This is a genomic window from Acinetobacter sp. YH01005, assembly GCF_013420465.1.
GTDB classification, from domain to species: domain Bacteria; phylum Pseudomonadota; class Gammaproteobacteria; order Pseudomonadales; family Moraxellaceae; genus Acinetobacter; species Acinetobacter amyesii.
The window spans coordinates 1-24866 of record NZ_VOYA01000028.1; the positions used below are offsets into that span (position 1 = coordinate 1).

23 protein-coding genes are annotated in these 24866 nt (G+C 40.2%); 15 read left to right on the forward strand and 8 right to left on the reverse strand.

From position 1 onward, the window contains the following. The first annotated feature begins 184 nt into the window (after positions 1-184). Positions 185-739 (forward strand): hypothetical protein, encoded by a 555-nt coding sequence (locus tag FTT72_RS16355; protein ID WP_306670355.1) that lies wholly within the window; start codon positions 185-187, stop codon positions 737-739. Positions 740-811: 72 nt separating this feature from the next. Beyond that, on the forward strand, positions 812-1504 hold the full coding sequence (locus FTT72_RS16360) for a HAMP domain-containing sensor histidine kinase (RefSeq protein WP_306670356.1): 693 nt from the start codon (positions 812-814) through the stop codon (positions 1502-1504). 175 nt (positions 1505-1679) lie between these two features. Here FTT72_RS16360 and hemP read toward each other — a convergent pair whose 3' ends face one another. Beyond that, positions 1680-1850, reverse strand: coding sequence for a hemin uptake protein HemP (gene hemP, locus FTT72_RS14350; RefSeq protein WP_078189103.1), 171 nt, complete (start codon positions 1848-1850; stop codon positions 1680-1682). 147 nt (positions 1851-1997) lie between these two features. Here hemP and FTT72_RS14355 point away from each other — a divergent pair, with 147 nt between their 5' ends. After that, positions 1998-2897, forward strand: a complete 900-nt coding sequence (locus FTT72_RS14355) for an NUDIX domain-containing protein (protein ID WP_180178586.1) — start codon at positions 1998-2000, stop codon at positions 2895-2897. Positions 2898-3038: 141 nt separating this feature from the next. Here the strand turns inward: FTT72_RS14355 and FTT72_RS14360 are convergent, their stop codons facing one another. Beyond that, complete coding sequence (locus tag FTT72_RS14360; protein WP_180178593.1) at positions 3039-3521, reverse strand: tetratricopeptide repeat protein; 483 nt, start codon at positions 3519-3521, stop codon at positions 3039-3041. Between the two features lie 76 nt (positions 3522-3597). Further along, positions 3598-5991, reverse strand: coding sequence for a penicillin-binding protein 1B (gene mrcB / locus FTT72_RS14365; RefSeq protein ID WP_180178587.1), 2394 nt, complete (start codon positions 5989-5991; stop codon positions 3598-3600). A gap of 152 nt (positions 5992-6143) precedes the next feature. On the opposite strand from mrcB, the gene FTT72_RS14370 reads away from it, so the two are divergent. Then, a complete protein-coding gene (locus FTT72_RS14370; protein ID WP_078189100.1) occupies positions 6144-7082 on the forward strand; it encodes an NAD(+) kinase in 939 nt (312 codons plus the stop codon). Between the two features lie 2 nt (positions 7083-7084). Beyond that, entirely contained in the window at positions 7085-7351 is a 267-nt protein-coding gene (locus tag FTT72_RS14375) for a YeaC family protein (RefSeq protein ID WP_078189099.1), read from the forward strand. Positions 7352-7441: 90 nt separating this feature from the next. On the opposite strand, the gene FTT72_RS14380 is transcribed toward FTT72_RS14375, so the two are convergent. Next, positions 7442-8440, reverse strand: a complete 999-nt coding sequence (locus FTT72_RS14380) for a glycosyl transferase family protein (RefSeq protein ID WP_180178588.1) — start codon at positions 8438-8440, stop codon at positions 7442-7444. A gap of 408 nt (positions 8441-8848) precedes the next feature. Between FTT72_RS14380 and FTT72_RS14385 the strand changes: the two genes are divergently transcribed. Then, entirely contained in the window at positions 8849-10195 is a 1347-nt protein-coding gene (locus FTT72_RS14385; protein ID WP_180009487.1) for a dicarboxylate/amino acid:cation symporter, read from the forward strand. A 171-nt stretch (positions 10196-10366) separates the two neighbouring features. After that, positions 10367-11509, forward strand: a complete 1143-nt coding sequence (locus tag FTT72_RS14390) for an acyl-CoA dehydrogenase family protein (RefSeq protein ID WP_180020843.1) — start codon at positions 10367-10369, stop codon at positions 11507-11509. Between the two features lie 145 nt (positions 11510-11654). On the opposite strand, the gene FTT72_RS14395 is transcribed toward FTT72_RS14390, so the two are convergent. Beyond that, a complete protein-coding gene (locus FTT72_RS14395) occupies positions 11655-12185 on the reverse strand; it encodes a DJ-1/PfpI family protein (RefSeq protein ID WP_180178589.1) in 531 nt (176 codons plus the stop codon). A gap of 572 nt (positions 12186-12757) precedes the next feature. On the opposite strand from FTT72_RS14395, the gene pheA reads away from it, so the two are divergent. The 4 genes from pheA to FTT72_RS14415 all read left to right on the forward strand — a co-directional run bounded on the left by pheA (position 12758) and on the right by FTT72_RS14415 (position 17765). Beyond that, positions 12758-13867, forward strand: a complete 1110-nt coding sequence (gene pheA / locus FTT72_RS14400) for a prephenate dehydratase (protein ID WP_180077541.1) — start codon at positions 12758-12760, stop codon at positions 13865-13867. Positions 13868-13936: 69 nt separating this feature from the next. After that, entirely contained in the window at positions 13937-15028 is a 1092-nt protein-coding gene (gene hisC / locus FTT72_RS14405) for a histidinol-phosphate transaminase (RefSeq protein ID WP_078189092.1), read from the forward strand. Positions 15029-15031: 3 nt separating this feature from the next. After that, a complete protein-coding gene (locus FTT72_RS14410; protein WP_180178590.1) occupies positions 15032-17281 on the forward strand; it encodes a bifunctional prephenate dehydrogenase/3-phosphoshikimate 1-carboxyvinyltransferase in 2250 nt (749 codons plus the stop codon). A gap of 112 nt (positions 17282-17393) precedes the next feature. Then, the gene (locus FTT72_RS14415; protein ID WP_180009482.1) at positions 17394-17765 is read left to right on the forward strand and encodes a hypothetical protein; all 372 of its coding nucleotides are present in this window, start codon (positions 17394-17396) and stop codon (positions 17763-17765) included. 84 nt (positions 17766-17849) lie between these two features. Here the strand turns inward: FTT72_RS14415 and FTT72_RS14420 are convergent, their stop codons facing one another. Together FTT72_RS14420 and FTT72_RS14425 are read right to left on the reverse strand one after the other, a co-directional pair. Then, the gene (locus FTT72_RS14420) at positions 17850-18374 is read right to left on the reverse strand and encodes a hypothetical protein (protein WP_168379340.1); all 525 of its coding nucleotides are present in this window, start codon (positions 18372-18374) and stop codon (positions 17850-17852) included. Between the two features lie 279 nt (positions 18375-18653). After that, positions 18654-19280: an alpha/beta hydrolase gene (locus FTT72_RS14425; protein ID WP_180074072.1), complete on the reverse strand. Its 627-nt coding sequence runs from the start codon at positions 19278-19280 to the stop codon at positions 18654-18656. A gap of 124 nt (positions 19281-19404) precedes the next feature. On the opposite strand from FTT72_RS14425, the gene yaaA reads away from it, so the two are divergent. The 4 genes from yaaA to FTT72_RS14445 all read left to right on the forward strand — a co-directional run bounded on the left by yaaA (position 19405) and on the right by FTT72_RS14445 (position 23966). Next, positions 19405-20187: a peroxide stress protein YaaA gene (yaaA, locus tag FTT72_RS14430; protein WP_180074071.1), complete on the forward strand. Its 783-nt coding sequence runs from the start codon at positions 19405-19407 to the stop codon at positions 20185-20187. A 957-nt stretch (positions 20188-21144) separates the two neighbouring features. Then, positions 21145-22467, forward strand: a complete 1323-nt coding sequence (locus tag FTT72_RS14435; protein WP_078189086.1) for an NCS2 family permease — start codon at positions 21145-21147, stop codon at positions 22465-22467. A gap of 66 nt (positions 22468-22533) precedes the next feature. After that, entirely contained in the window at positions 22534-23535 is a 1002-nt protein-coding gene (locus tag FTT72_RS14440; protein WP_180178591.1) for an adenosine deaminase, read from the forward strand. Positions 23536-23591: 56 nt separating this feature from the next. After that, a complete protein-coding gene (locus tag FTT72_RS14445; RefSeq protein WP_180124179.1) occupies positions 23592-23966 on the forward strand; it encodes a hypothetical protein in 375 nt (124 codons plus the stop codon). Positions 23967-24017: 51 nt separating this feature from the next. Here FTT72_RS14445 and FTT72_RS14450 read toward each other — a convergent pair whose 3' ends face one another. Next, positions 24018-24575 carry a cytochrome b gene (locus FTT72_RS14450; RefSeq protein ID WP_180178592.1) on the reverse strand — a complete coding sequence of 186 codons (558 nt, stop codon included), beginning with the start codon at positions 24573-24575 and terminating at the stop codon, positions 24018-24020. Between the last annotated feature and the right edge of the window lie 291 nt (positions 24576-24866).

Sequence of the window (24866 nt, forward strand, 5' to 3'; positions counted from 1 at the left end):
AAAATCATTTGAATGATTTCTTCTTGGTCTACGTGCCATAAAATACTCCATATATTGATGTTTATAACATCATTTGGGGAGCAAAATATCACTTATAAGTGTTGTTCAAATTTCCTGATCCACCTCTTTAAAACCTTAAGGGGCTTGGGTTATCGCATGAATCTTCCTCAACAAAGTTAAGTCTATGAGTGATAAAAAAAGCATTTCCTTGCAGTCGCAACTGATTAAAACTTCACTGCTCAGTGCAATTTGGGCGGGAGCAATCTCTCTGTGTCTGATGTTGGGATTTGGTCTGTATCACATCATGAGTGTACATGATGCCCTGATGGACGAAGTGGCTGACATGCTCACTGCTACTGATCTCACGCTGAAGCAAGACGAACAAATAGATGAGTTGAGTGAAGAGTTTGATATGCAATATCAACTCATACAAGGGTCGCAAGTCTTAACCACGTCGGAACAACATACAGCATTTGAACATCAGTCCAATATAAAACAAGGATTACATTATCAATGGAGAGACGGCGCGCTTTGGCGTAGCTATGCACTTCAGGAGGATGGATTAACCGTACAAATCGTTCAACCGATGAAAACACGGCTGAGAGAAACGCTGCAAAGCGTACTAGGCTATGCAGGGATTCTGTTGATTGTCTGGTTGATCCAATGGCTATTACTACATATTTTGATTAAACGTCAATTGAAAGTTTTACAGCTATTTTCAAAACAAATCGCTGAATAAAATGTAGATGACTTACAAGCCATCGTCTTAGCTGAACCTGTATTACAAGAACTAGAGCCGATCCAAACACAGCTGAATTTTTTATTAAGCCGATTAGATCAAGCCTTAGAGGCGGAACAGCGTTTTACCTCCGATGCCTCACATGAATTACGCTCACCGCTGTCTGCGATTCAAATGCGACTTCAGGTATTAAAACGAAAATATCCCGACATTCAGCAGGATTTATTGAGCATACAGCACGATGTTAATCGAGGAACACGGGTTTTAGAAAATCTACTGATTTTGGCGCGGCTCGACCCGACGCAATCGGAGCAATTAGATAAAAAACAGAACGACTTAGAACAGCTGAGTTTACAAGTCCTTGATGCTTTACAGCCTTTTATTGAAGAAAAGCAGATCGAATTGAAGCTACAGACCCAGTCTGTACAGTTTGCGATGAACGCAGAGTTAATGTTTAGCTGTCTGCGCAATTTAGTTGATAACGCTATTCGCTACAGTCCTGAGCAAGGACAGGTCAAGATTGATTTAACGGCTTCAGCGCAGCAAGCGACTTGGACGATCGAAAATCAAGGTGCAGGACTGACAGCCGCAGAATTGCAACGCATTGGCGAACGGTTTTACCGCGTATTAGGAACAAAGACACAAGGTTCAGGTTTAGGCATTTCAATTGCACAAAAAATTGTACAGTTACATCAAGGTCATTTAAGTGTGGATGCCTCTGAACTGGGCGGCTTAAAGGTACAACTCACTTTTCCAATCCGCTAAAAACACGATTTGCTCTATTGAATTTGAGCGAAAGAGTGTTGTGAGAGGAAGATGAGTGTTGCGATTTAAATTAAGTTTGAGTAGCTATAAAACTTAAAAAGCAGTAAGCGGATGGCTTACTGCTTGTGTCCACGATTATTTTTATTGCGCTGATAATTATTATTTTTATCAGAAATTATTTGGTCAAAATAAGGCGATTATTTCGTGTTAAACGTAGTCGATATTCTTCACCTGCATGCATAATTCGAATTTCACGTCCTAAGGCAAAAAGGTTGTTTGAATGTAGCATAGGCAGTGAGTGGTGTGCTTCATTGCTACGAGTAAAAAGGCTAAATGGTGCGTTCATTCCGTCGACTCCGTGGTGTATTTCCGAATGGTTTAAATGATAATCATTATCGAATAGGCCTGTCAACGGTAATTTTAGGATTTTATAAAAAAGATAAATTTGCTTACACTTGGATATCAATTGGAACAGAGTAGAGAGCAGGGAACTATGTCGAAACCGCAAATCGATGTCGCCATTGCGATTTTATTGTATCAAGACAAAGTACTGGTGGGTTGGCGTGAAGCAAAACAACATCAGGGCAATAAACATGAGTTTCCGGGTGGTAAAGTCGAGCAGGGTGAAAGTCCTGAACAAGCTTGTCGTCGTGAAATTTTTGAAGAAGTTGGCATTGGTTTACATGACTGGCATGCTTTTGATTTTATTCAGCATGAATATGATGATGTCATGGTGAAATTACATTTATTTCATGCTACCGTCCCGCATGCGTTGCTGAATGAAATCCAAAAGCCATGGGCCTGGTATTCACGTCAACAACTGATGAGCTTGAATTTTCCAAAGGCCAATCAAGCTATTTTGCAGCGTTTATATTGGCAGCAACAGATCAAAATCACTGCTGATCTACCAACATTTGAAACGCTTCAAGAGACGCTGTTGTATTATTGGCGAGTCGATGCCAGCGCAGAAAATGCAGAGGCATTAAATCAATTACCAACAGTGATTTTAAAACAACTGATGATTAATGAAGATCTATGGTCATTGCTCTCTACAGAGGTGCAAGCACATATTTCGGCTTTACATCTTAAGCAGTACCAATTGCTGAAAAAAAATAAAGGTGATTTAAAACGTGGGAAGCGCTATATCGCCGCTTGTCATGATCAAGTTTCTACGTTGCATGCGCAAAAAATTGGCTGTGATGCCATCTTTATTAGCCCAGTTCTGGCGACACAAAGTCATTCAGAGGCGCAAGGAATGGGATGGGCGCATTTTTCTGAGATTGCACGAAGCATAGAGATCCCTGTTTTTGCTTTAGGTGGAATGCGTCCTGAATTGCTAACTATTGCACAGCAACATCATGCTTATGGGGTGGCAGGTATTCGCAATTTTTAAATTAAAGTGTGTATTGAATTAAATTTGTATTTAAAGTCGATATTCAGATTTAAAATAACTTTTAGAAATAAACTTACTTTTAGTATGTAATGAATAAAAAAGCCTGATCTCAATTAAGATCAGGCTTTTTTATGGGGGTGCTTAAAGAGCTTTAATGGCTTGTTGTGCTTTTTGAATGGTGCTGCTTTTCTTTTGCATTTGACCAGCTTTTAAAACAACATTCCAAAGCTGTTGTTTCATCGGTTTGGTTTGAGCATAGCTTAATCCGCGCAGTGCCAACGATTCTGCATTCGCAGGTTGATTTTTTCGATTGGCGATCATTGCCAAATATAAAAAAGTTTCCGCAGATTGTGGTGCCAAACGCTGTGCTTGAGTTGCCGCACTTTCAGCTTCATTCCATTTTCCATTGGCATAAGCGGTTTGCGTAGTTTGCATCAATTTTTTGAATGCAGGTAAGTCGCGGCCATCATCAAAGTTTTGAATTTGGGTTTTCTGTTCAGGAATAACGATACGTTGACGTTTAATTTCTGGATGGTCATATGGTGTAATAATGACCCCAGAAGGGTCATGGATGTCTGCCTTTTTTTCAGGTGGAGCAGGCGGCTTTTGCTCAGGTTCGATCATGGTTTGGCAACCTGCCAAAATGATCGTCAAAACGCTCAGAATACTGAACGTTTTTAAAACTTTAATGTTTTGCAGTTTAATTTGAATACTCTCCACTTGAGATGATGCGAGGTTGATCAGATGAACCCTGATCATTATCGGCATCACTTTCACGAATGTAGTCACCTAAACTATCATTTTGTTCCTGTGTTGGCTGCGGCTCTTCAGTATCAACTGTGTAAGGTTCTACTTCATATTGTGTCGAACCACATGCTGTAGCCTGATTTGGAATAGAGTTACGCGACAGAGGAATATACATCGCACCTGTACAATGCTGTGCAGATAAATTACCTGAATAACGGTCTAACCAATGCCACTGTACGCTGTTTGGTTGACGTAAATTAACTGGTTTTTGACGTAACTGCTTCATCACATTGGTCCAAACAGGAAGTGCTCCTGACGAACCAGTTAAGCCTGTAACTTTGTTGTTGTCTAAACCTAACCAAACCACACTTAAATAATTACCTGAATAACCTGCAAACCATGAGTCACGCGTATCATTGGTTGTCCCTGATTTACCTGCAAGTTTGAGTGAAGCTGGTAATGATGCATAAGCAGAACGGCCTGTCCCTGAACTCATCACTTGTTGTAAACCGTAGTTCAAGATAAAGGCAGCATCAGGTGCAATAGTCGGTTGTACCGTTAAGCTATAACGATCTAATAAACGACCATTGGCATCGACCACTGAACGAATAGCTTTCACTGGATATTTAAAGCCACCGGTTGCAAAGTTGCCATACACACTCATGACTTCCATCGGTGACATATCGATAGCGCCGAGGTAAATCGAAGGGTAGTTTGGAATATTAGAAGTCACACCAAACTTTTTAAGGTGGTTAATAAACGTGGACATACCGAACTCTTGACCTAAGCGTACCGCAGAGAGGTTATACGAGTTTGATAGGGCATCGACCATTGGTACGACACCATGTGCGCCGCCACTATAGTTTTTCGGGGTCCAAGCTTTGCCATCACTTTGAATGCTGATAGGACTGTCTTCGATTTGACTCGCCCAGTTATAACGGTTTGATTCTATCGCACTGAGGTAAATCACAGGTTTTAGCAATGAACCGACTTGACGTTTAGCATCCATTGTACGGTTAAAGCCGGTAAAGTCCTGCGTTGAACCCACTGCTGAAACCAATTCACCATTTTCAGGATGAGACACCAGTACCGCGCCTTGTAATTCTTTTAAGCGTGCTGGATTAGCATTGCTTAAACGTGCCACAGATTCTTTAAATGCAGTTTGTACACGGGTTTGTGCAATCGGGTCCATCGCGGTGAAAATACGAAGACCTTGATTGGTCAAATCGCTTTCTTGGTATTCGGTACGCAGTTGACGACGTACGATATCCATGTAGTCAGGGAAGCGAGAAGGGCCCAATGTTGGTTTTGTAATGACATTCAATGGGCGCGCTGACTCAGTTTCATATTGTTCCTGAGTTAAATAGCCCATCACCACCATATTGTTTAACACAATATTACGGCGTTTAATCGCACCTTCAGGATTTTTCCACGGATTAAATAGAGTTGGACCTTGAACCAAACCGACTAAATACGCCTGCTGAGCAATATTTAGTTCACGCAGCGGTAAACCAAAATAGAATTGTGAGGCTAAACCATAACCATTGATGGAATAGTTACCGTTTTGCCCTAAGTTCACTTCATTTAAATAAGCTTCAAGAATTTCATCTTTGTCATAGTGAAGTTCAATCAGCATCGCCATTAAGGCTTCATTGGCCTTACGCTTAATGGTTCTCTCAGGCGATAAATAAAAATTTTTCACCAATTGCTGAGTGAGGGTCGAACCACCTTGACGTTTACCACCGGTGACATTACTTACGATGGCACGTGCTGTACCACGAATGGAAATACCATGATGCTGATAGAAATTACGGTCTTCGGTAGCAATTAAAGCTTGGATTAAAGGCTTAGGTACTTTATCAAGTTTAATCAGCACACGGTCTTCATTGTGCTGAGGATAAATACCACCAATTAACATCGGCTCTAAGCGGGCAATACCACTGCTTGAAGGCTTGGTCGCACTTACTTCAGTGATTTGATCTTCACCAAAAGTCACTTTAAGGACTTGTTCAGGGTCGACACTATCACCAAAGTCAAAACCACGCGTATGGATATAGGTCACATTGCCAGAAGTAACGTAACTCCCCGTTTTCGCATAGCTGTCTTGAGCGTTATAGCCCAAAAGTTTCAGTTCTTGGTTGAGGTCTGCTTGGCTTACAGGCGCATTGGTGTAAATTTCTAAAGGACGAGCAAATACCTTGGCTGGAATATCCCAACGTTGACCTTCGAATTTATCCCGTACAATATTATCTAGACGAATAAGATAAATGCTGAACACGAGAAATCCGCCGATAATCAACAGCGAAAAAATCAGTGCAATTATGCCTATGCCACGTTCAGACTTCATAAATAGTGATAAAACCCTGAGAAATTTTGCTAATCATGCGAAGCTTTTCAGTATTTTGCAATATTTAAACTGTTATATGTATGCAAAATATTGGAAGCTACTTCACTAAAGTCGAAACTTTAAAGTTTTTTTAAATCATTTCTGTTAGTGATATGATACCAATGAGGCGAAGCGGAGCAAAAGCGCAGGTGCAAATTTCACATAAATCATTTCGAAACATTGGGTTGATTGGTCGTCCAGACAAATCATCAGTGATCGAAACCCTATGTTTGATCCACGATCATATTTTGAGTTTGGGATTACATCCTGTATTTGATACGCAAACAGCGCAGCTGGTTCCCTACAATAATACTCAGACGGTCAGCCGTAATTTATTGGGTGAAGTTGTCGATTTGGTGATCGTTGTCGGAGGTGATGGTTCATTGCTTCATGCCGCACGTGCCTTGGTGAAATATAATACCCCTGTGATTGGGGTGAACCGTGGTCGTTTGGGCTTCCTGACCGATATCAAACCGACAGAAGTGATTTTCAAGTTAGATCAAGTGCTCAAAGGTGAGTTTCAGCTAGACCGACGCTTCTTGTTGGAAATGGAAATTCGCTCGAAAGGCGAGTCGATTTATGATGCTGTAGCTTTAAATGATATTGTGCTGCACTCGGGTAAATCGGTACACATGATCGACTTTGAACTGAATATTGATGGGCAATATGTATACCGCCAACACAGTGACGGTTTAATTGTTTCGACACCAACCGGCTCTACAGCTTATGCATTATCTGGTGGTGGTCCGATTGTCCACCCAAGTATGGATGCGATTGCCTTAGTGCCAATGCATCCACATACTTTGTCGTCACGGCCGATTGTCGTCGGAGGACAAAGCGAAATTAAAATTTTGATTCGTGAAAATCGTGTTCTACCAATGGTCAGTGCCGATGGTCAACACAGTGTATCATTGGGTGTAGGCGATAGTTTACATATCCGCAAACATCCATTTAAGCTCAACTTATTACATCCACCTGGTTATGACTTCTATATGGCATGTCGTACCAAGCTAGGCTGGAACCAAGATTTTGACTCATTAAAGCAGGATTAATTATGAATATTGAACAGATGCTTGCCGTACTCGATCCTGAAATTGTTGGTCGATTAAAAACGGCAATTGAAATTGGTAAATGGCCAAATGGCGTAGCGCTGACTCAAGAACAACGTCAAATTTGTATGCAAGCGGTGTATGCATGGGAAATTAAACATTTGCCAGAAGATGAGCGTAGTGGTTATATCGACCGCGGGACCAAAGAAGAAGATGAGCATTGCGACTCGCATGTGGAAGAACCTGAGTTCAAGCCGATTCGTTTCGTTTAATCCGTTTTCTGTCTGATTGAAAAAGCCAGCTTAATGCTGGCTTTTTATTGGCTTGATGCATGCCTAAATTTTTTGCTTCATACTGCTTATTTAAGCGTGACGATTTGCCCACATGGTTTTGGCAGTTTGCATTGCATCATCAAAACTTGCGACGGCGCCCATGGTATACAGTGCGATTCCCATGGTTTCGGTGACCGCGATTTCACCATATTCATGTGTCTGCTGACCGTCCCAAAAGGCTTTAAAAACGGCCAAATCAAGTTCTTCTTCGACTGGACTACGGTTGTCCGTCAGTTTAGGCAACTCATGTTCATACATTTCACCATCCTTGATGCCACAAATTAAGGTTTTTGCATCGGGGTTACGTTCGAATTCACCACCTTCACCCTTAATGACAGCACTATTTTGATAACCCAATTGGAATGCCGCACGTTGGTGTGATCCACGATAGGCTGGATGGAAAATCGCTTGCATGGTGGCTTTGGCATTAAATGGATTTATCAGACGCGCAAGGGTGTGAATTGGGGAACGTAAGCCCATGACATTGCGTAGTGAAATTAAATCACTGAGTATTGGTGAAATGACGTCGAGCGGAATATAAGCAAAATGACGTTGTATAAGCTGCTGTTCCACATCTGTATCATTTTGGCAAATAGGAAAACCCAAATACTCTAATACTTGTTCTGTATAAAGGCGGTTAATGGTATGACCTGAAGCGCCATGCATTACGACATTGTAGCCGTGTTTTGCCAGCGTTAATGCGGCCAATAAAAACCAAGGATAATGTTTGCGTTTACCTGCATAAGATGACCAATCTAAATCGACATCAAGCTTTTTAAACTTGAGCTGATCACGTGTGGCTTGGACAAAGCCTGTCAGTTCATCGACAGATTCTTCTTTTACACGCAATAACATCAAGAAAGCGCCCAATTGAACGTCTAAAACCTCATCTTTTAAGATCATGCTGAACGCTTGGTAGGCTTCATCATAAGTGAGAGAACGTGCGCCATTTTTACCTTTACCCACGATACGGACAAATTGCGCAAAAGGATGTTCAAAATCTTTGTAAATATTTCGTTTATTGTTCATGCAAATACTGGGCTTAAAATTAGGACTTAAGGATAGTTTACTTCTATAGTTGGTATTTTTCAGCCTGATAACAGGTTTAAAAAAGGATGTCTTTAGACTATCGTCTAATGAACTCGGTCTATTATTTAACCGAAATTAACATTTGTGGCAGAACAAGCCATTAAAAAACAGGTAAAATTTAACCTACTTTAGTATGTGTTTCATCTCCTGATCAATGCGCTGATTTTATATCAGGTCCTGATGTGATTATTTAATCACCATACATATTTCGTTTTTCTGTATTTGGCTAAGTCAAATACCTTTGGTGCTCTTTTGTCGAAGACAAAGGGGTTTTGGGCTGTTTATTTTTTGAAAATAGACAAAAACTGAATATTTCTTTGAAGCAGAAATATATCGTGAAGTAATGTCATGGCTAAAAAACCAATTTATAAGTCACTATATTTTCAAGTGATCGTTGCCATTATTGCGGGTGTATTGGTGGGGCATTTCTCACCAAGTGGCACACAAATTATCAATGGTACCGAGCAATACGTAAAAGGCTGGGGTGAATTGTTCTATCCACTAGGACAAGGTTTCATCAAGCTGATTAAAATGATTATTGCACCTGTGATCTTCTGTACCGTGGTGAGTGGTATTGCAGGTATGGAAAGCATGAAATCTGTGGGTAAAACAGGTGGTGTCGCTTTACTATACTTCGAAATTGTTTCGACCATCGCACTCATCATTGGTCTTGCAGTGATTAATATTGCAAAACCAGGTGTAGGCATGAACGTAGATCCAGCATCTTTAGATACTTCAGGTATTTCTAAATATGTTGAATCTGGTGCAGCACAATCTACCCAAGATTTCTTTATGAATATCATCCCAAACACCGTTGTTGGTGCGTTTGCTGAGGGTGAGATTCTTCAAGTTCTATTATTTGCCTTATTATTTGGTTTTGCATTGCATAAACTTGGTGATGCAGGTAAGCCTGTATTGAAGTTTATTGATCAAATTGCACATGTATTCTTTAACATTGTAAACATGATCATGAAGCTTGCGCCAATTGGTGCCTTCGGTGCGATGGCTTATACCATTGGTAAATATGGTATCGGTAGTTTGGCGCAATTGGGTCAGTTGATCATCTGCTTCTATATTACCTGTTTACTGTTTATTTTCCTTGTACTTGGCTCAATTGCACGTATTTGCGGTTTCAGTATCCTCAAAATGATTCGTATGATTCGCGAAGAACTCTTGATCGTACTAGGTACGTCATCTTCAGAATCTGTACTGCCACGTATGTTGAAAAAACTCGAACTTGCAGGTGCAGAAAAATCTGTAGTGGGTCTGGTTATTCCAACAGGCTATTCATTTAACCTAGATGGTACGTCTATTTACCTGACTATGGCGGCGATCTTTATTGCACAAGCGACCAATACGCCGCTTGATATTTCGCATCAGATCACTTTGTTATTGGTTCTACTGATTTCATCTAAGGGTGCTGCGGGTGTGACGGGTTCAGGCTTTATTGTGATGGCTGCAACATTGTCTGCTGTGGGTCATATTCCTGTTGCAGGTTTGGCATTAATTCTTGGTATTGACCGTTTCATGTCAGAAGCACGTGCATTAACCAACCTTGTAGGTAACTCTTTGGCAACGATTGTGGTTGCGAAATGGGTGGGTCAATTAGACAAAGAAAAACTGGATTTTGCTTTGGCAAACCCTGAAGAAATTGACCGTCAGATGCAAGAAGAAGGCAATGCACATCATGCCTAAGGCAGATGCTGTGATGTAAAAGATGTCATTTAAAAAGGAAGCTTCGGCTTCCTTTTTTAATGCAGGACTAAAGCCAAATTTGAACGCTTTAGTTTTTGGGCATGACGGCCGTTCTAAACTGCAATAGGATGGAGTTCAACAAAACAACAAACTTAACCAAGGAAGAAACACATGCTGGCTTATGATGCAGACTTAGAATTATTTCGAGATAACTTTCGCCGTTTTATGGCAGAGCATGTCGCACCACATTATGAGCAATGGGAACGTGAAGGCATTATGCCGCGATCAGTATGGAATGCCTTGGGTGAAAATGGCTTTTTATGTGTCGATGTGCCTGAAGAATATGGCGGCTATGGCGTCCCAACGCATTATTCACTGATGTTAGTTGAAGAATCTGCTCGCGCAGGTTTTAGTGCATTATCGACAGGTATTTCATGCCATTCTGAAATTGCAGCGCCTTATATTTTGCACATTGGTTCAGAAGAACAAAAACAATATTGGTTACCGAAAATGGTCACAGGTGAGGTGGTCGGTGCTATTGGTATGACAGAGCCGGGAGCAGGTTCGGACTTGCAGTCTATGCGCAGTAGTGCAATTTTGCAGGGTGATCATTATCTGCTCAATGGTTCGAAAACTTTTATCTCAAATGGTCAACATGCAGACCTTGTGGTATTGGCCGCGAAAACTGATCCACAAGCACGTGCCAAAGGCGTGTCATTACTTTTAGTCGATACACATTTGGATGGATTTAAGAAAGGTACCAACCTCGACAAAATTGGTCTGCATGCGCAAGACACTTCAGAGTTGTTTTATGACAACGTCAAAGTGCCAAAAGAGCAACTTTTGGGTCAAGCTGGACAAGGCTTTGCTTACTTGATGCAAGAGTTACCGCGTGAACGTACTGCGATTGCTTCGACTGCAATTGGTGCGATTCGTGGTTCCATTGATGTGGCAACGCAGTATGTCAAAGAGCGTCAAGCGTTCGGACAGGCGATTGGACAGTTTCAAAATACTCGTTTTGTATTGGCGCAGGCTAAGATTGACGAATTGGCTACAGCGGCGTTTTATAATCAAAATGTTGAGCTTTATATGCAAGGCAAGCTTGATGTTGAAACTGCAGCAGCACTCAAGAGCTTTTCTACCGATATGCAAATGAAAGTGGCTCATAATCTACTTCAATTATTTGGTGGCTATGGTTATATGACCGAATATCCAATTTCACGTTTCTTTGTCGATGCACGTATTCAGCAAATCTACGGTGGCACCAATGAAATTATGAAAGAAATCGTGGCACGAAGTATTTTAGGTCGATAAACAAATTATCAGGCTGAAATTAAAATAGCGAAGTGAAGACTTCGCTATTTTTTTTAGGATGTATTTCTATAGAGACGATGTATTTCTATAGATTTGCTTATGTGAATTAGATTATGCGGTTGAGTTTGAGTGAATATATTGAGACCTATGACAATGAAGATTGCCCCAAAACTTGCAGACAGACTTCAATAAATTCAGGCGTATCTAAAGTACTGCGAGACGATATATACAGGTTATTATCATTCACGACCGATTGATCCGACACCACCACACCTGCGTTTAATAAAGCGGATTTCAGCGTTTCAGATTGGGCGAAATGGCGACCTTGTATGACACCAGCTTCTAATAACAACTGTGGACCATGGCAACTGCTCAAGATCGGCTTTTGGTTATCTGCAAAATTACGTACAAAATAGATAAAGCGGTCATCTAAAGCGAGTTTCTCGGGTGAATAACCGCCGGGGATAAACAAGGCATCAAAATCATGCACAGAGGCATCGTCGATACTTTGGTCAATGGTGATCTGGGAACGGCGTTTAATGCCGTAAACGATTTTTCCAACCTGATCTTCGATATTGATAATGCTGTGCCGAGCGGCTCGAAAGGCCTCCACAGGCTCAAGATACTCAATATCTTCAAAATCGTAGGTCACTAACACTGCAATTTTCTTGTGCATACTTGTACCTATGGGTCTGTTATTTTTTTTCTGATATTTAGACTACAAAGCAATGATAAAAATTACCTGTGTCTTTTGTAATAAATGCGTCAATGACTGTAAACACTAGATGAAAGTGCCTATTAAGTCACTGAAAAAACGATCAATGACCAAGTATTTATATAGATCATCTTTAAGTTTCAAATTATTTCTATGCCATGAAAACCAAGTTTAGAATTTTTTAATTTGCTACAGGTATTGAAAGCAAAATTTAAAACTGAAATGACCAATGAAACAAATTGATTGATGGGCTTATACAAGGGGATGGATCTGATGCAAATTTGGAGGAAAAGAGAAGGTCTATTTATTGTGCTGCTCAAGATGAATGATCAATAAAGCCGTCAAAAGGTAAGATTTGCCTTAATTATGGCTTGACCTATCAGTTTGGCTGTTTTGGCTCTTAAGTTAAGCTGATGAAGCTTTAATCAACTGTATGTTTTTAAGGCTGAAACCATCAAAGTCGTATTGCGCAACATTTGAAAGCTAACTATTGTTATACTGTTTGCAAAATTTTTTTGAAGGGCGACATAACAATGATCAACGATGATCAAAACACTCCGACTTCTCTGGACTTAGCTCAAATTCGTGAAGATATTGACTCTGTTGATATGCAGATTCAACAACTTATCAACCGTCGTGCGAAACTAGCTGAAGCTGTGGCAAAAGCAAAATTTGCTGCAGAAGAGAATCCATTGTTTTATCGTCCTGAACGTGAGGCGCAAGTTTTACGTAAAGTTATGGATCGTAACGAAGGCCCATTGTCTGATGTGACAATGGCACGTTTATTCCGTGAGATCATGTCGGCTTGTTTAGCCCTGGAAGCGCCGCAAAGTATTGCGTTTTTAGGTCCAGTCGGAACTTATACGCATTCGGCTGTTTTAAAACATTTCGGTCAAGACGCTGTTGTTCGCCCTCTTCCAACGATTGATGAAGTATTCCGCGAAGTAGAAGCAGGCAGTGCGCACTATGGTTTAGTGCCTGTTGAAAACTCATCTGAAGGGGTAGTGAACCATACTTTAGATTGCTTTAAATCTTCACATCTCAATGTTATTGGTGAAGTGGAACTGCGTATTCATCACCAATTCCTTGTGTCTGAAAATACACGAAAAGACAGCATTAAACAGATTTATGCACATCAACAAACTTTGGCGCAATGCCGTGGTTGGTTAGATGCACATTATCCGGGTGTAGAACGTGTTGCACTCAGTTCAAATGCAGAAGCTGCACGCCGTATTCGTAATGAATGGCACTCTGCGGCAATTGCCTCTGAAGTTGCTGCGAACATTTACAACCTTGAAATTTTGCATAGCAATATTGAAGACAATCCTGAAAATACTACTCGTTTCTTGGTGATTGGTCGTGAGAAAGTACCGCAATCGGGCAATGATAAAACTTCATTGTTGATTTCTGCGCATGACCGTGCAGGGGCGTTGCTTGAAATTCTTGCACCATTTGCAAAACACAATATCAGTTTGACCAGTATTGAAACACGTCCTGCCTTGCCTGAAAAATGGGCCTATGTTTTCTTTGTTGACCTTGAAGGCCATGTAGAACAAGACAATGTCAAAGCAGCGATTGAAGAAATTCGTCCATTGGTTAAAGAAATTCGTGTATTGGGTTCATATCCGATTGCTGTTCTTTAAGATCACAACTGTGATCAATTCCATCACGAGTTGATCACCTTCATCATTTGAAAAAACTGGAAGTGTAAAATGACGTTTGTCCCAGCCAATGAAGGCATTGCAAAGCTAAAGCCTTACCAACCAGGTAAACCAATTAGTGAACTTGAGCGTGAGTTGGGTATTACAGATATCGTAAAACTCGCATCAAATGAAAACCCATTGGGTTGTTCTGACAAAGTGAAAGAAGCGGTTGCTGCTGAACTTGCAGAAATTGGTCGATATCCGGATGGTGGCGGTTTTATTTTGAAAGACCAAGTTGAAAAACAATTTGGTATTGCACATGACCGCATTACGTTGGGTAATGGTTCAAACGATCTTCTAGAAATTTTCGCTCGTGCTTTTGTTTCAGAGCAAGACTCTGTGGTGTATAGCCAACACGCATTTGCTGTGTATGGTCTGGTGACTCAAGCGATTAATGCTGAAGCGATTGAAGTGCCTGCAAAAGGTTTTTCACATGACCTAGATGCAATGGCTGCGGCAATTAAAGACAATACTAAATTGATTTTTATTGCGAACCCAAATAATCCAACAGGTACATGGTTTGAAGAAGCTGAATTTGAAGCGTTCATGCAAAAAGTACCTGCAAATGTGATCGTGGTTTTAGATGAAGCTTATGTGGAATATTTCCCAGAAAACTTCAACAGCTTAAAATTCTTAGATCAATACGCAAACTTAATCGTTAGCCGTACCATGTCAAAATGCTATGGCTTGGCTGCACTACGTGTAGGTTTTGCTTTGGCTTCAGTTGAAGTGACGGATTTCCTCAATCGTATTCGTCAACCATTCAACGTCAACCATTTAGCAATGGTTGCTGCAGTTGCTGCACTTAAAGATGAAGCGTTTATTGAAAAATCACGCGTAGTGAACAAAGCGGGTATGGCTCAACTTGAGTCAGGCTTTGATGCTCTAGGTTTAGCGTATGTGCCTTCACGTGCCAACTTCATTTTAGTAAATGTAAAAGCAGATCCTGCACAGACTTTCAATGCTTTATTAAAAGAAGGTGTGATTGTTCGTCCAGTTGGTATCCCCGAGCATTTACGTGTATCAATTGGGACTGAAGCTGAAAATGCTAAATTCTTAGCTGCATTGGCTAAAGTTTTGGGCTTAGAGGCTAAAGCTTAAGTCATGTCTGTGCCACTATTTGAAAAAGTTGCTTTTATTGGGCTTGGGCTGATTGGCTCAAGCCTAGCTCGTGTCATGATTGCTGAAGATTTGGCTAAAGAAATTGTGGCGTCTACGCGTTCACAAAAAACTTTAGAAGATGCAAAAGCTTTAGGACTTATTCAGCAGGGTTATAGCGATCCTGCTGAAGCGGTCAAAGGTGCAGATCTCGTTGTCTTGGCTTTACCTGTACGTGCGACACAAAAAGTCCTTGAGGTGATCAAACCTTATCTATCCGAACAGACGATTATTACCGATGTTGGGAGTACCAAAGGCAATGTCGTTGATGCAGCGAAAGCAGTCTATGGTGAGCAATTACCTGCTGGTTTTGTACCGGGGCATCCGATTGCTGGGGCTGAACTAACAGGTGTGCATGCAGGTAAGGTAGATTTATTTGCTAATCACAAAGTGATTTTGACACCTTTACCAAGCAGTGCAGATTGGGCTGTAGAGAAACTGATTCAATTGTGGCAAGCTGCCAAAGCGGAAGTAATTTGCATGGATGTGGAAAAACACGATGAAGTGTTGGCCCATACCAGTCATCTTCCGCATTTGATGGCATTTAACTTGGTTGAGCAACTTGCGAACCGAGAAGACAATTTAGATATTTTCCGTTATGCCGCTGGCGGTTTTCGTGATTTCTCACGCATTGCTGCAAGCGACCCACATATGTGGCATGACATCTTTTTTGCCAATAAAAAGGCAATTTTAAATGCGGTAGATGGCTTTGAAAAACAATTGGCTATTCTTCGCAAACTGATTGAAGATGAAAATTCACAAGCGTTGATGGGACTGTTGGGGCATGCACAAGCGGCACGTCAACATTTCAATCACATGCTCGCAAAGAAACCACTGATGGAGAAAAATAAAGTGACGACACAGCAATTCAAAATTTTACCGGGTCCAAAGCAATTCCAAGGTAAATTTACTGTGCCAGGTGATAAATCTGTGTCACATCGCTCTATCATGTTTGGTGCTATTGCAGAAGGCACAACGCATGTCACTGGTTTCCTTGAAGGTGAAGATGCCTTGGCAACCCTTCAAGCATTCCGTGATATGGGTGTAAGTATTGAAGGCCCTAAAAACGGCGAAGTCACTATTCATGGTGTAGGTATGCATGGTTTAAAAGCACCTGCAGGCGCTTTGTATATGGGCAATTCAGGTACTTCAATGCGTTTGCTTTCAGGCATGTTGTCGGCACAAAAGTTTGATTCGGTGATGACGGGTGATGCGTCATTATCAAAACGTCCAATGGAACGTATTGCAAAACCATTACGTGAAATGGGTGCGCAAATTCAAACCACAGGTGAGCGTGGTACGCCGCCCGTGTCTATTTCCGGAAGTCAAAACCTGAAAGGTATTCACTACGACTTACCCATGGCATCTGCACAAGTAAAATCTGGTATTTTGTTGGCAGGTCTTTGGGCGGAAGGTGAAACTGTTGTCACTGAGCCAGAACCGACACGTGACCATTCTGAACGTATGCTTCGTGCATTTGGTTATGACGTGAAAACAGAAGGCAACCGCATTTCACTTCTAGGTGGTGGCAAGTTAGTCGGTACGGATATCCAAGTACCCTCTGACATTTCATCTGCAGCATTTTTTATGGTGGGTGCAGCGATTACTGAAGGTTCAGATGTCACACTTGAAGCGGTCGGCATTAATCCAACACGTACAGGTGTGATCGAAATTTTAAAACAGATGGGTGCTGACCTGACTGTTGAAAATGAACGTATCGCTGGCGGTGAGCCGATTGCAGATATTCGTATTCGTGGTTCACGTACACTCAAAGGCATTCATATGCCAGAAGATCAAGTGCCATTGGCGATTGATGAATTCCCAGCGTTATTTATTGCTGCTGCATGTGCAGAGGGTCAAACCATTTTGACTGGTGCAGCTGAACTTCGAGTGAAAGAGTCGGATCGTATTCAAGTGATGGCAGATGGCCTAAAAATTATGGGTATCGATTGTACGCCAACCGAGGACGGCATTATCATTGAAGGTCAAGGCAAAGCGGGTGAGTGGGGTGCAATCTTCACAGGTGGTGAAATCGAATCACATCATGACCACCGTATTGCAATGAGCTTCTCAATGGCAGGTTTACGTACTTCGGGTGAAATTAATATCGTGGGTACAGAAACTGTTGCAACAAGTTTCCCAACATTTACAGAGCTAGCGACTCAAGCCGGTTTAACGATTGCGGTAAGTGAATAAATAATTCACTAAATTTGTATATTTATTCAACAACAGCCAAGCAAATGCTTGGCTGTTTGGTTTTAATTGCTTATGCTAAAACTATACAACAAGAATGTCTTTGGATAGATACATGAGAAAACTACAATTCACCGCCCATAGCGATTCAAATCGAGTTGAAAGCAGTACTGATACTCAAACTCAAGTGGCTGAGTTTTTAGCAAGTAAGCTTGAGAAATATGGCTTTCAAACATTATCGCAAAGTGGTGATCAGATTGCAGTCAGTGTCGATCAGCATGAATTGCCACTTTCAGTGACATGTCAGGGGCAGGATGAATCCGGTCGTCTAGTCTGTGAAATTACCTCTTATCCAGATGAAGACCAAGATTGGTTAGATCGTATTACCGAGCAAAGTCTATTGAACCAATTGGCTCAAGCGGTTGAAAACAGTTTAAAAGAAGAAGAGTCATATAGTGAGTTTCAATGGAAACAAATGACAAAGTAATCTGAAAAATTGAATTAAAAATCATCCATAAAAAAGCAGCATAGCGCTGCTTTTTTGTTTTTTAACGGAATGTATTGAACAAGGTTATAGACATTCAATATTGATTGGATTAATGGTTCGATTGCTCTTTTTCACATAGTCACACATTTTTTCTGACTCTTGTTCATTGAGTCCCCAAAACACAATCACACCACGTTGATCAGTCAATTTGCTATCGCTAAGATAAATATAATGGGTGTCATGATAGTTTTTATCGAGCATATCTTTATATTTTTGATCGGTAAAAGATGAACAAGACGAAATTTCAGCTTCTTTACACACCGAGTCACTCGAACAGCGTTGCTTAAAGGTTGAAATCATATTCATGGTGTCAGTGCTGTTGAGTTGGGCTTCACACACTTGGCTGTTGGGAAAGTCATAGACCATCTTTAAGCTAAAATCACGACCATCGACATTCATCTTGTATGACGCAGTCAAATAGGCTTTGGGACCATCGTTCGCAGCAACCGTAGATGCTGGCAAATTTGTCGTTGTGGATGGGGTTGAATTAAAATAATAGACCAAAGCTGCAATGCCTAGACTTAAAATCACAGCAACAATAAATTTCATTTTTCTCTCTAAATTTTATCTTAATTTTTCTGGGTATTATTTCTGTAGTTGATTATTTAAACAAGTAAATTATTGGTTTTTAGATAAAAAATTGAGGCGTAATCAAAATTAAACGAGCATCGGCTTAAGTCATTACATGTTGAACGAATTATGATCGCTAATGCAAAAAAAATGGATAAATCGAAAAGCGAGTAGTTCAGTTTATCTGAAATATTGGGGGAATAGAGCGTTCGCTAGGCAAAAAAAATGAGCCAGATAAGCTGACTCATTTTTTGTTTTCTAGACTAAAAAGCGTGAAATCGCGATACGAAGCTGTTTTAGATAACCCGTAAAAAAGTGGTTTGCACCGGGTAAAACCGTGATTAAATGGCGCTGCGGTTTGGCCCATTGAATTAGGTCAGATAATAGTGTGACATTATCTTCTTCACCGTGAATAAATAAAATATCACCCTTAATATGCGGCGTCACATAGTGACGTACACCTGCAACTGTTGTAGTTGGTAGTCCGCATAAAATAGTCTGTACAGGCTGTAATTCTACAGGCAATAGGGCATAGCATTTAGTCATGACATTTGCACCAAAACTAAAACCGCCTGCATAAAATGGCAGGTTCGGATGTTGGTTACGAGCAAATTCAATGACTTGCATAGTGTCTTTAGTTTCACCATTGCCTTCGTCATGTATTCCTGCACTTTGGCCAGAACCACGGAAACTTGGGCGATAAACAACATAGCCACGTTCTAAGAACATTTGCGCTAAAAGCACAGGGACTTTGTGCTGTGGTGTACCACCTTGCAATGGGTGAGGGTGTGTAACTACCGCGAATCCTTTCACTTCACCCTGTGGATAATCAACAAAAATTTCAAGTTGACCCATCGGCCCTTGAATGAACAGTTGTTCTGACATAATGACTAAAATGTGAAAGCGGGAGAGTCTATAGTTTACAGATTAATATTATCTAAAACACAGATTGGATTTGAAAATACTCTACTGTTATAGTTTGTTTAATTAAAAATTAATCAGGATGTTTATGCTCGCTTTAATTTCTCCAGCAAAAACTTTAGATTACGAAACCGCTTTACCGACTGAAAAATTCACTCAACCACGGCTATTAGATCATTCTGAAGAATTGATCTCAGTCGCACGTAAATTGTCGGCAAGTGAAATTTCAAGCTTGATGAGTGTCAGTGAGAAAATTGCGACTTTAAATGTTGAGCGCTTCCGAGATTGGCAGCCTGATTTTGATTTTGCCAATGCACGTCAAGCAATCTTTGCCTTTAAAGGTGATGTGTATACGGGTTTAGATGCTTATCAACTTGCAAACACAGACCTTCAATACGCACAAACCCATTTGCGTATGCTCTCGGGTCTCTACGGTTTATTGCGTCCACTGGATTTAATGATGCCATATCGTTTAGAGATGGGGATCAAGTTGCAAAACCCACGTGGACATAACTTGTACGAGTTTTGGGATAATACAATCACCAATCTCATCAATGACGATTTGGAAAAAGCCGGCTCTGAACTTTTGGTCAACATCGCTTCAGATGAATACTATAAGTCGGTCAAAGAATCAAAAATTAAAGCCGAAATCATCAAACCTGTTTTTCTGGATCAAAAGAACGGCAAATATAAAGTCATCAGCTTCTATGCCAAAAAAGCACGTGGCCTAATGGCGCGTTATTTGTTGGAAAATAAAATTGAACGTATTGAAGATATCAAGTCGTTCAATACCGATGGTTATTATTTCGATGCAGAGAGTAGCTTAAAGGGCGAATTGGTCTTTAAGCGAGACGAACAACAAGCCGCTTAATTTCGAAATTGAAAAACTTAGACCGAAAAGAATATGAATAGCCGCTGCTTAGAACTCAGCGGCTTTTTTTATCTTCTTCATTCGAGATGTAATGGTGGGTCTGTGAAATTGATCGTGCTTTAAATTTCGCAGGTGAAATGATCTATGATTTGAGGCTTTTTGCGGAAAAGGCTTCGAAAAAACATTCAGTTATTATCTTGTCTATCAGTCTAAAATATATTACAAAGTTAACATTGATCGAACAAATAGCTTATTAAATGACTTAATAAGATATAAAATTGTGAAACACGTCACTTTTTTGTTTAAGTTTTTTGTTATTATAGCCAAATATTTAAACATGAATAAAATTTTGTTATGAAAAAAATACTGATACCAATTTTTATACTCAGCATTGTGTTCTTAGGGTTTAGTGTTTATAAAAATGCAGAGTTAAAGCGACAGCAAGAAATTAATCAGGTGTTCAATGATGATTTGAACGCATCACCTTATATGCGCTAAAAAAAGTCAATCTTGCAGCTTCTGCATTGAGCTCAAGCATGGTCTTGAAGTCTTCGTCTAAATCTTGATATTTTATTTTTATATATAATAATTTGAAACTTTATAAAGAAAACAATGTCTTAAATTTACTAAATTGAAAAGCGATGAAAATTTGGAAACATTAAAAAATCAATGTGTTATAATTTGCCGAAATTAATTTGATCAGTATTTATTGATATTAAATACGAATTAAATGACATAAATAGAGGAGCTGCATAGGTTTATGCAGCTTTTTTGTTTGCAAATTTCAACATTTGTACTGTGTTGTATGCTGTTGAAAATAGGATTTTTTAAAGCCTACAATCTGCCGAATTGGCATATTCGTTGCTTAGGCATACACAAAATTAATGATGAATACATGACATGATTAATTTTGTGGAATGCTTATATGCATAAAGTTTACTTCATAGGGGCTAGGTCATGACGACTCCTAATCCATCTTCCGAGAACATGCTTGAACGTCTGTTTAAACTGAGCGAAAACAAAACCAGTTTCAAAACAGAAGTCATTGCAGGTGTAACTACTTTCTTGACAATGTGTTACATCATTATTGTCAATCCAATGATTTTGTCCGAAACGGGTATGGATCATGGCGCTGTTTTTGTCGCAACCTGTCTAGCAGCAGCCATTGGCTGTTTGGTGATGGGGCTTGTTGCTAACTATCCAATTGCCTTAGCACCCGGTATGGGCTTAAACGCTTACTTTACCTATTCTGTATGTTTGGGTATGGGCGTGGAATGGCAAACTGCTTTAGCAGCTGTTTTTGTCTCTGGCCTTGTTTTTATCGCTATCAGCATGTTCAAAATCCGTGAAGCGATTGTCAATGCGATTCCAATGTCGCTTAAACTGGCGATCGGCGGCGGTATTGGTTTATTCCTTGCACTGGTTTCTTTGAAAAATGCCGGCATTATTGTTGATAACCCTGCAACATTGGTTAGTCTGGGTGATTTAAAACAGCCGTCTGTCTTGTTGGCTTTACTTGGCTTCTTGATGGTTGTGGTTATGCATCACTTCAAAGTACGTGGTGCAATCATCATCAGTATTTTGGTGATTACTGCAATTTCAACCCTACTGGGCTTCAACGAATTTAAAGGTGTTGTAGGTGCTATTCCTTCAATCGCTCCAACATTCATGCAAATGAACTTCGAAGGTCTATTCACAGCAAGTTTGATTGGCGTAATCTTTGTATTCTTCTTGGTTGATTTATTTGACTCTACAGGTACATTGGTCGGTGTATCACACCGTGCAGGCTTATTAAAAGACGGTAAATTACCACGTTTGAAGAAAGCATTATTTGCTGACTCATCTGCAATTGTTGCGGGTGCGGCATTGGGTACGTCTTCGACTACGCCTTATATTGAATCATCAGCAGGTGTTGCTGCCGGTGGTCGTACAGGGTTAACTGCAGTTGTAGTTGCTGTATTGTTTATTTTGGCATTGTTCTTAGCACCACTTGCTCAGTCTGTACCAGGTTTTGCAACTGCGCCAGCATTATTGTTTGTTGGTGTGTTGATGATTCAAGGTATCGTTCATATTGAGTGGGATGATATTACGGAAGCAGTCCCAGCATTCTTAACAATTGTATTTATGCCGTTTACGTATTCAATTGCAGACGGTATTGCAATGGGCTTCATTAGCTATGCATTGGTTAAATTGCTGACAGGTAAAGCGAAAACTGTACCGTATATGGTTTGGATTATTGCTGTACTTTGGGCATTGAAATTTGCTGCATTTGGCGGTTAATACTGTCAAATAGCGAAAGGGTGTAAACTCAGTTTGCACCCTTTTTTATTTTTATGAGGATAAGAGATGGATCAACTTGAGCTGATTCGCGCTTTGCCAAAAGCAGAGCTACATGTGCATATTGAAGGGACATTTGAGCCTGAACTCATGTTTGCAATTGCCCAACGCAACAATATTGCAATCCCTTATCAATCAGTCGAAGAATTAAAAGAAGCGTATAACTTTCATAATTTACAGTCTTTTTTAGACATTTATTATGCAGGTGCAAATGTACTGATTCATGAGCAAGATTTTTATGATTTGGCATGGGCATATTTTGAAAAATGTGCAGAAGATCATGTGGTTCATACCGAAATGTTCTTCGACCCACAAACCCATACAGACCGTGGTGTTGCTTTTGAAACTGTCTTGAATGGTTTACAGCGTGCTTGTGATGATGCCAAAGCAAAACTTGGCATTAGCTCACATCTGATTATGTGCTTCTTGCGTCATTTATCTGAAGACGCAGCATTTGCAACATTAGAACAAGCTTTACCATATAAAGATCAAATTATTGGTGTTGGTTTAGATTCGAGTGAAGTGGGTCATCCACCATCAAAATTCGAACGTGTTTTTGCAAAAGCCCGTGAAGCAGGTTTTCTTATCGTTGCGCATGCAGGGGAAGAAGGTCCAGCAGAATACGTATGGGAAGCCTTGGATCTACTGAAAGTAAATCGTGTTGACCATGGTGTACGTTCAGAAGAAGATCCTGTCTTAATGCAGCGTTTAATTGCAGAGAAAATGCCATTAACAGTTTGCCCGCTGAGTAATTTAAAACTTTGTGTGGTGAATGATATGGCTGATCATAATATTCGCCGACTATTGCAACAAGGTGTGCATGTGACCGTCAATTCAGATGATCCATCTTATTTTGGTGGCTATATGAATGATAACTTCATTGCGATCACCAAAGCACTTGATTTAAGCAATGCAGAGTTAAAGCAACTGGCAATCAACTCTTTTGAAGCATCATTTATTTCAGATACTGAAAAACAAGCTTGGATTAAAAAGATTGAAGCGTTGAATTAATAATCAGCGTATAATCTCGGGCAGTGAATATTCACTGCCTTTTTTATGTTTAAATCATGCTTTTCTCTCATTCAAATCGCTCTATATTTGCCTCATCGATTACATTTTTAGCCTCAGTATTGATTTCTTCGGCTGCTATTGCAGATAAATCAAGTTTAAGTCAGCGTATGCTAAAGCCCGTGATTGAATATCAATGCTCGCAAGAATTAAATACTTCTAAAATTTGGAAAGGCGCTGCGATGTTTATGAGTGCTCAACAGAAAAAAGACAATCAAGCTGCGATTTGTCAGTGCGTGAGTGAGCATGCCATGGATGATATCGGTGCGAAAGATCTGATGACTGCTGCAGTGAATGAAACTGAAAAGAATAAACTGATTTCTAAAGCTGTTTTGAATAGTATGCGCGGCTGTGCTCAGCAAGTACTGAATTAAAAGATAATGCTTAAAATAAAAGCCACATGATGTGACTTTTTTTTGTCTTTATTAGGGTTTTGGTTGTCGTGTCATGCTTTTGAGCACATGGTCTTTATCAATGAAATGATGTTTCAGCGCTGCCAAAATATGACCCACTAAGAGCAAGCCTGCTGCCCAAGAAATCCAAATATGTAGAGGTTTCACGATGGCCAATAATTCAGGATTATCTTGTACCAAGCGTGGTATTTCAAACAAATACAATACGGGAGCAGGGTGACCTGCACTCCAGCTAAATAAGCAACCTGTAATCGGTAAAGCTAGCAGTACAAAATAAAGTGCTAAATGACCCAAATGTGCCAAGGTTTTCATGCCGGATGACATGCTGTCAGGTAATTCAGGTGCGGGGTGGGTATAGCGCCAAAAGATTCGTATCACCACCAAAAAAATAATCGTAGTCGCAATATTTTTATGGAGGGTAATGACTTGTCCTTTAAAGCTGCCATCGACGTCATAACTGAGAAAATTGCCACTATAAAAGCCAATGAACCATGCCACGATGAATATGATCGCCATCAGCCAATGTAAGACCTGAGCTGTTCGAGTGTAGTATTGTGTGTTATTGCTCATGTTGATTATTTAAGCGTCCAATCTTATGCAGATTCTAATACAGACCACAAAAATATGCGTCGTTTAAAATCGGGACACAGTGTTGTGAATATGCAACACAGGCTTTGATGATTAACTACACAGTTACCGAATTTATTTTAAATAGTCATATCAGATGGTGTGTGAAGAGATGGATCCGGAAATTTGAACAACTCCTATAAGTGATACTCTGCTGCTCAAATGATGTTATAAACATTAATATATGGAGTATTTTATGGCACGTAGACCAAGAAGAAATCATTCAAACGACTT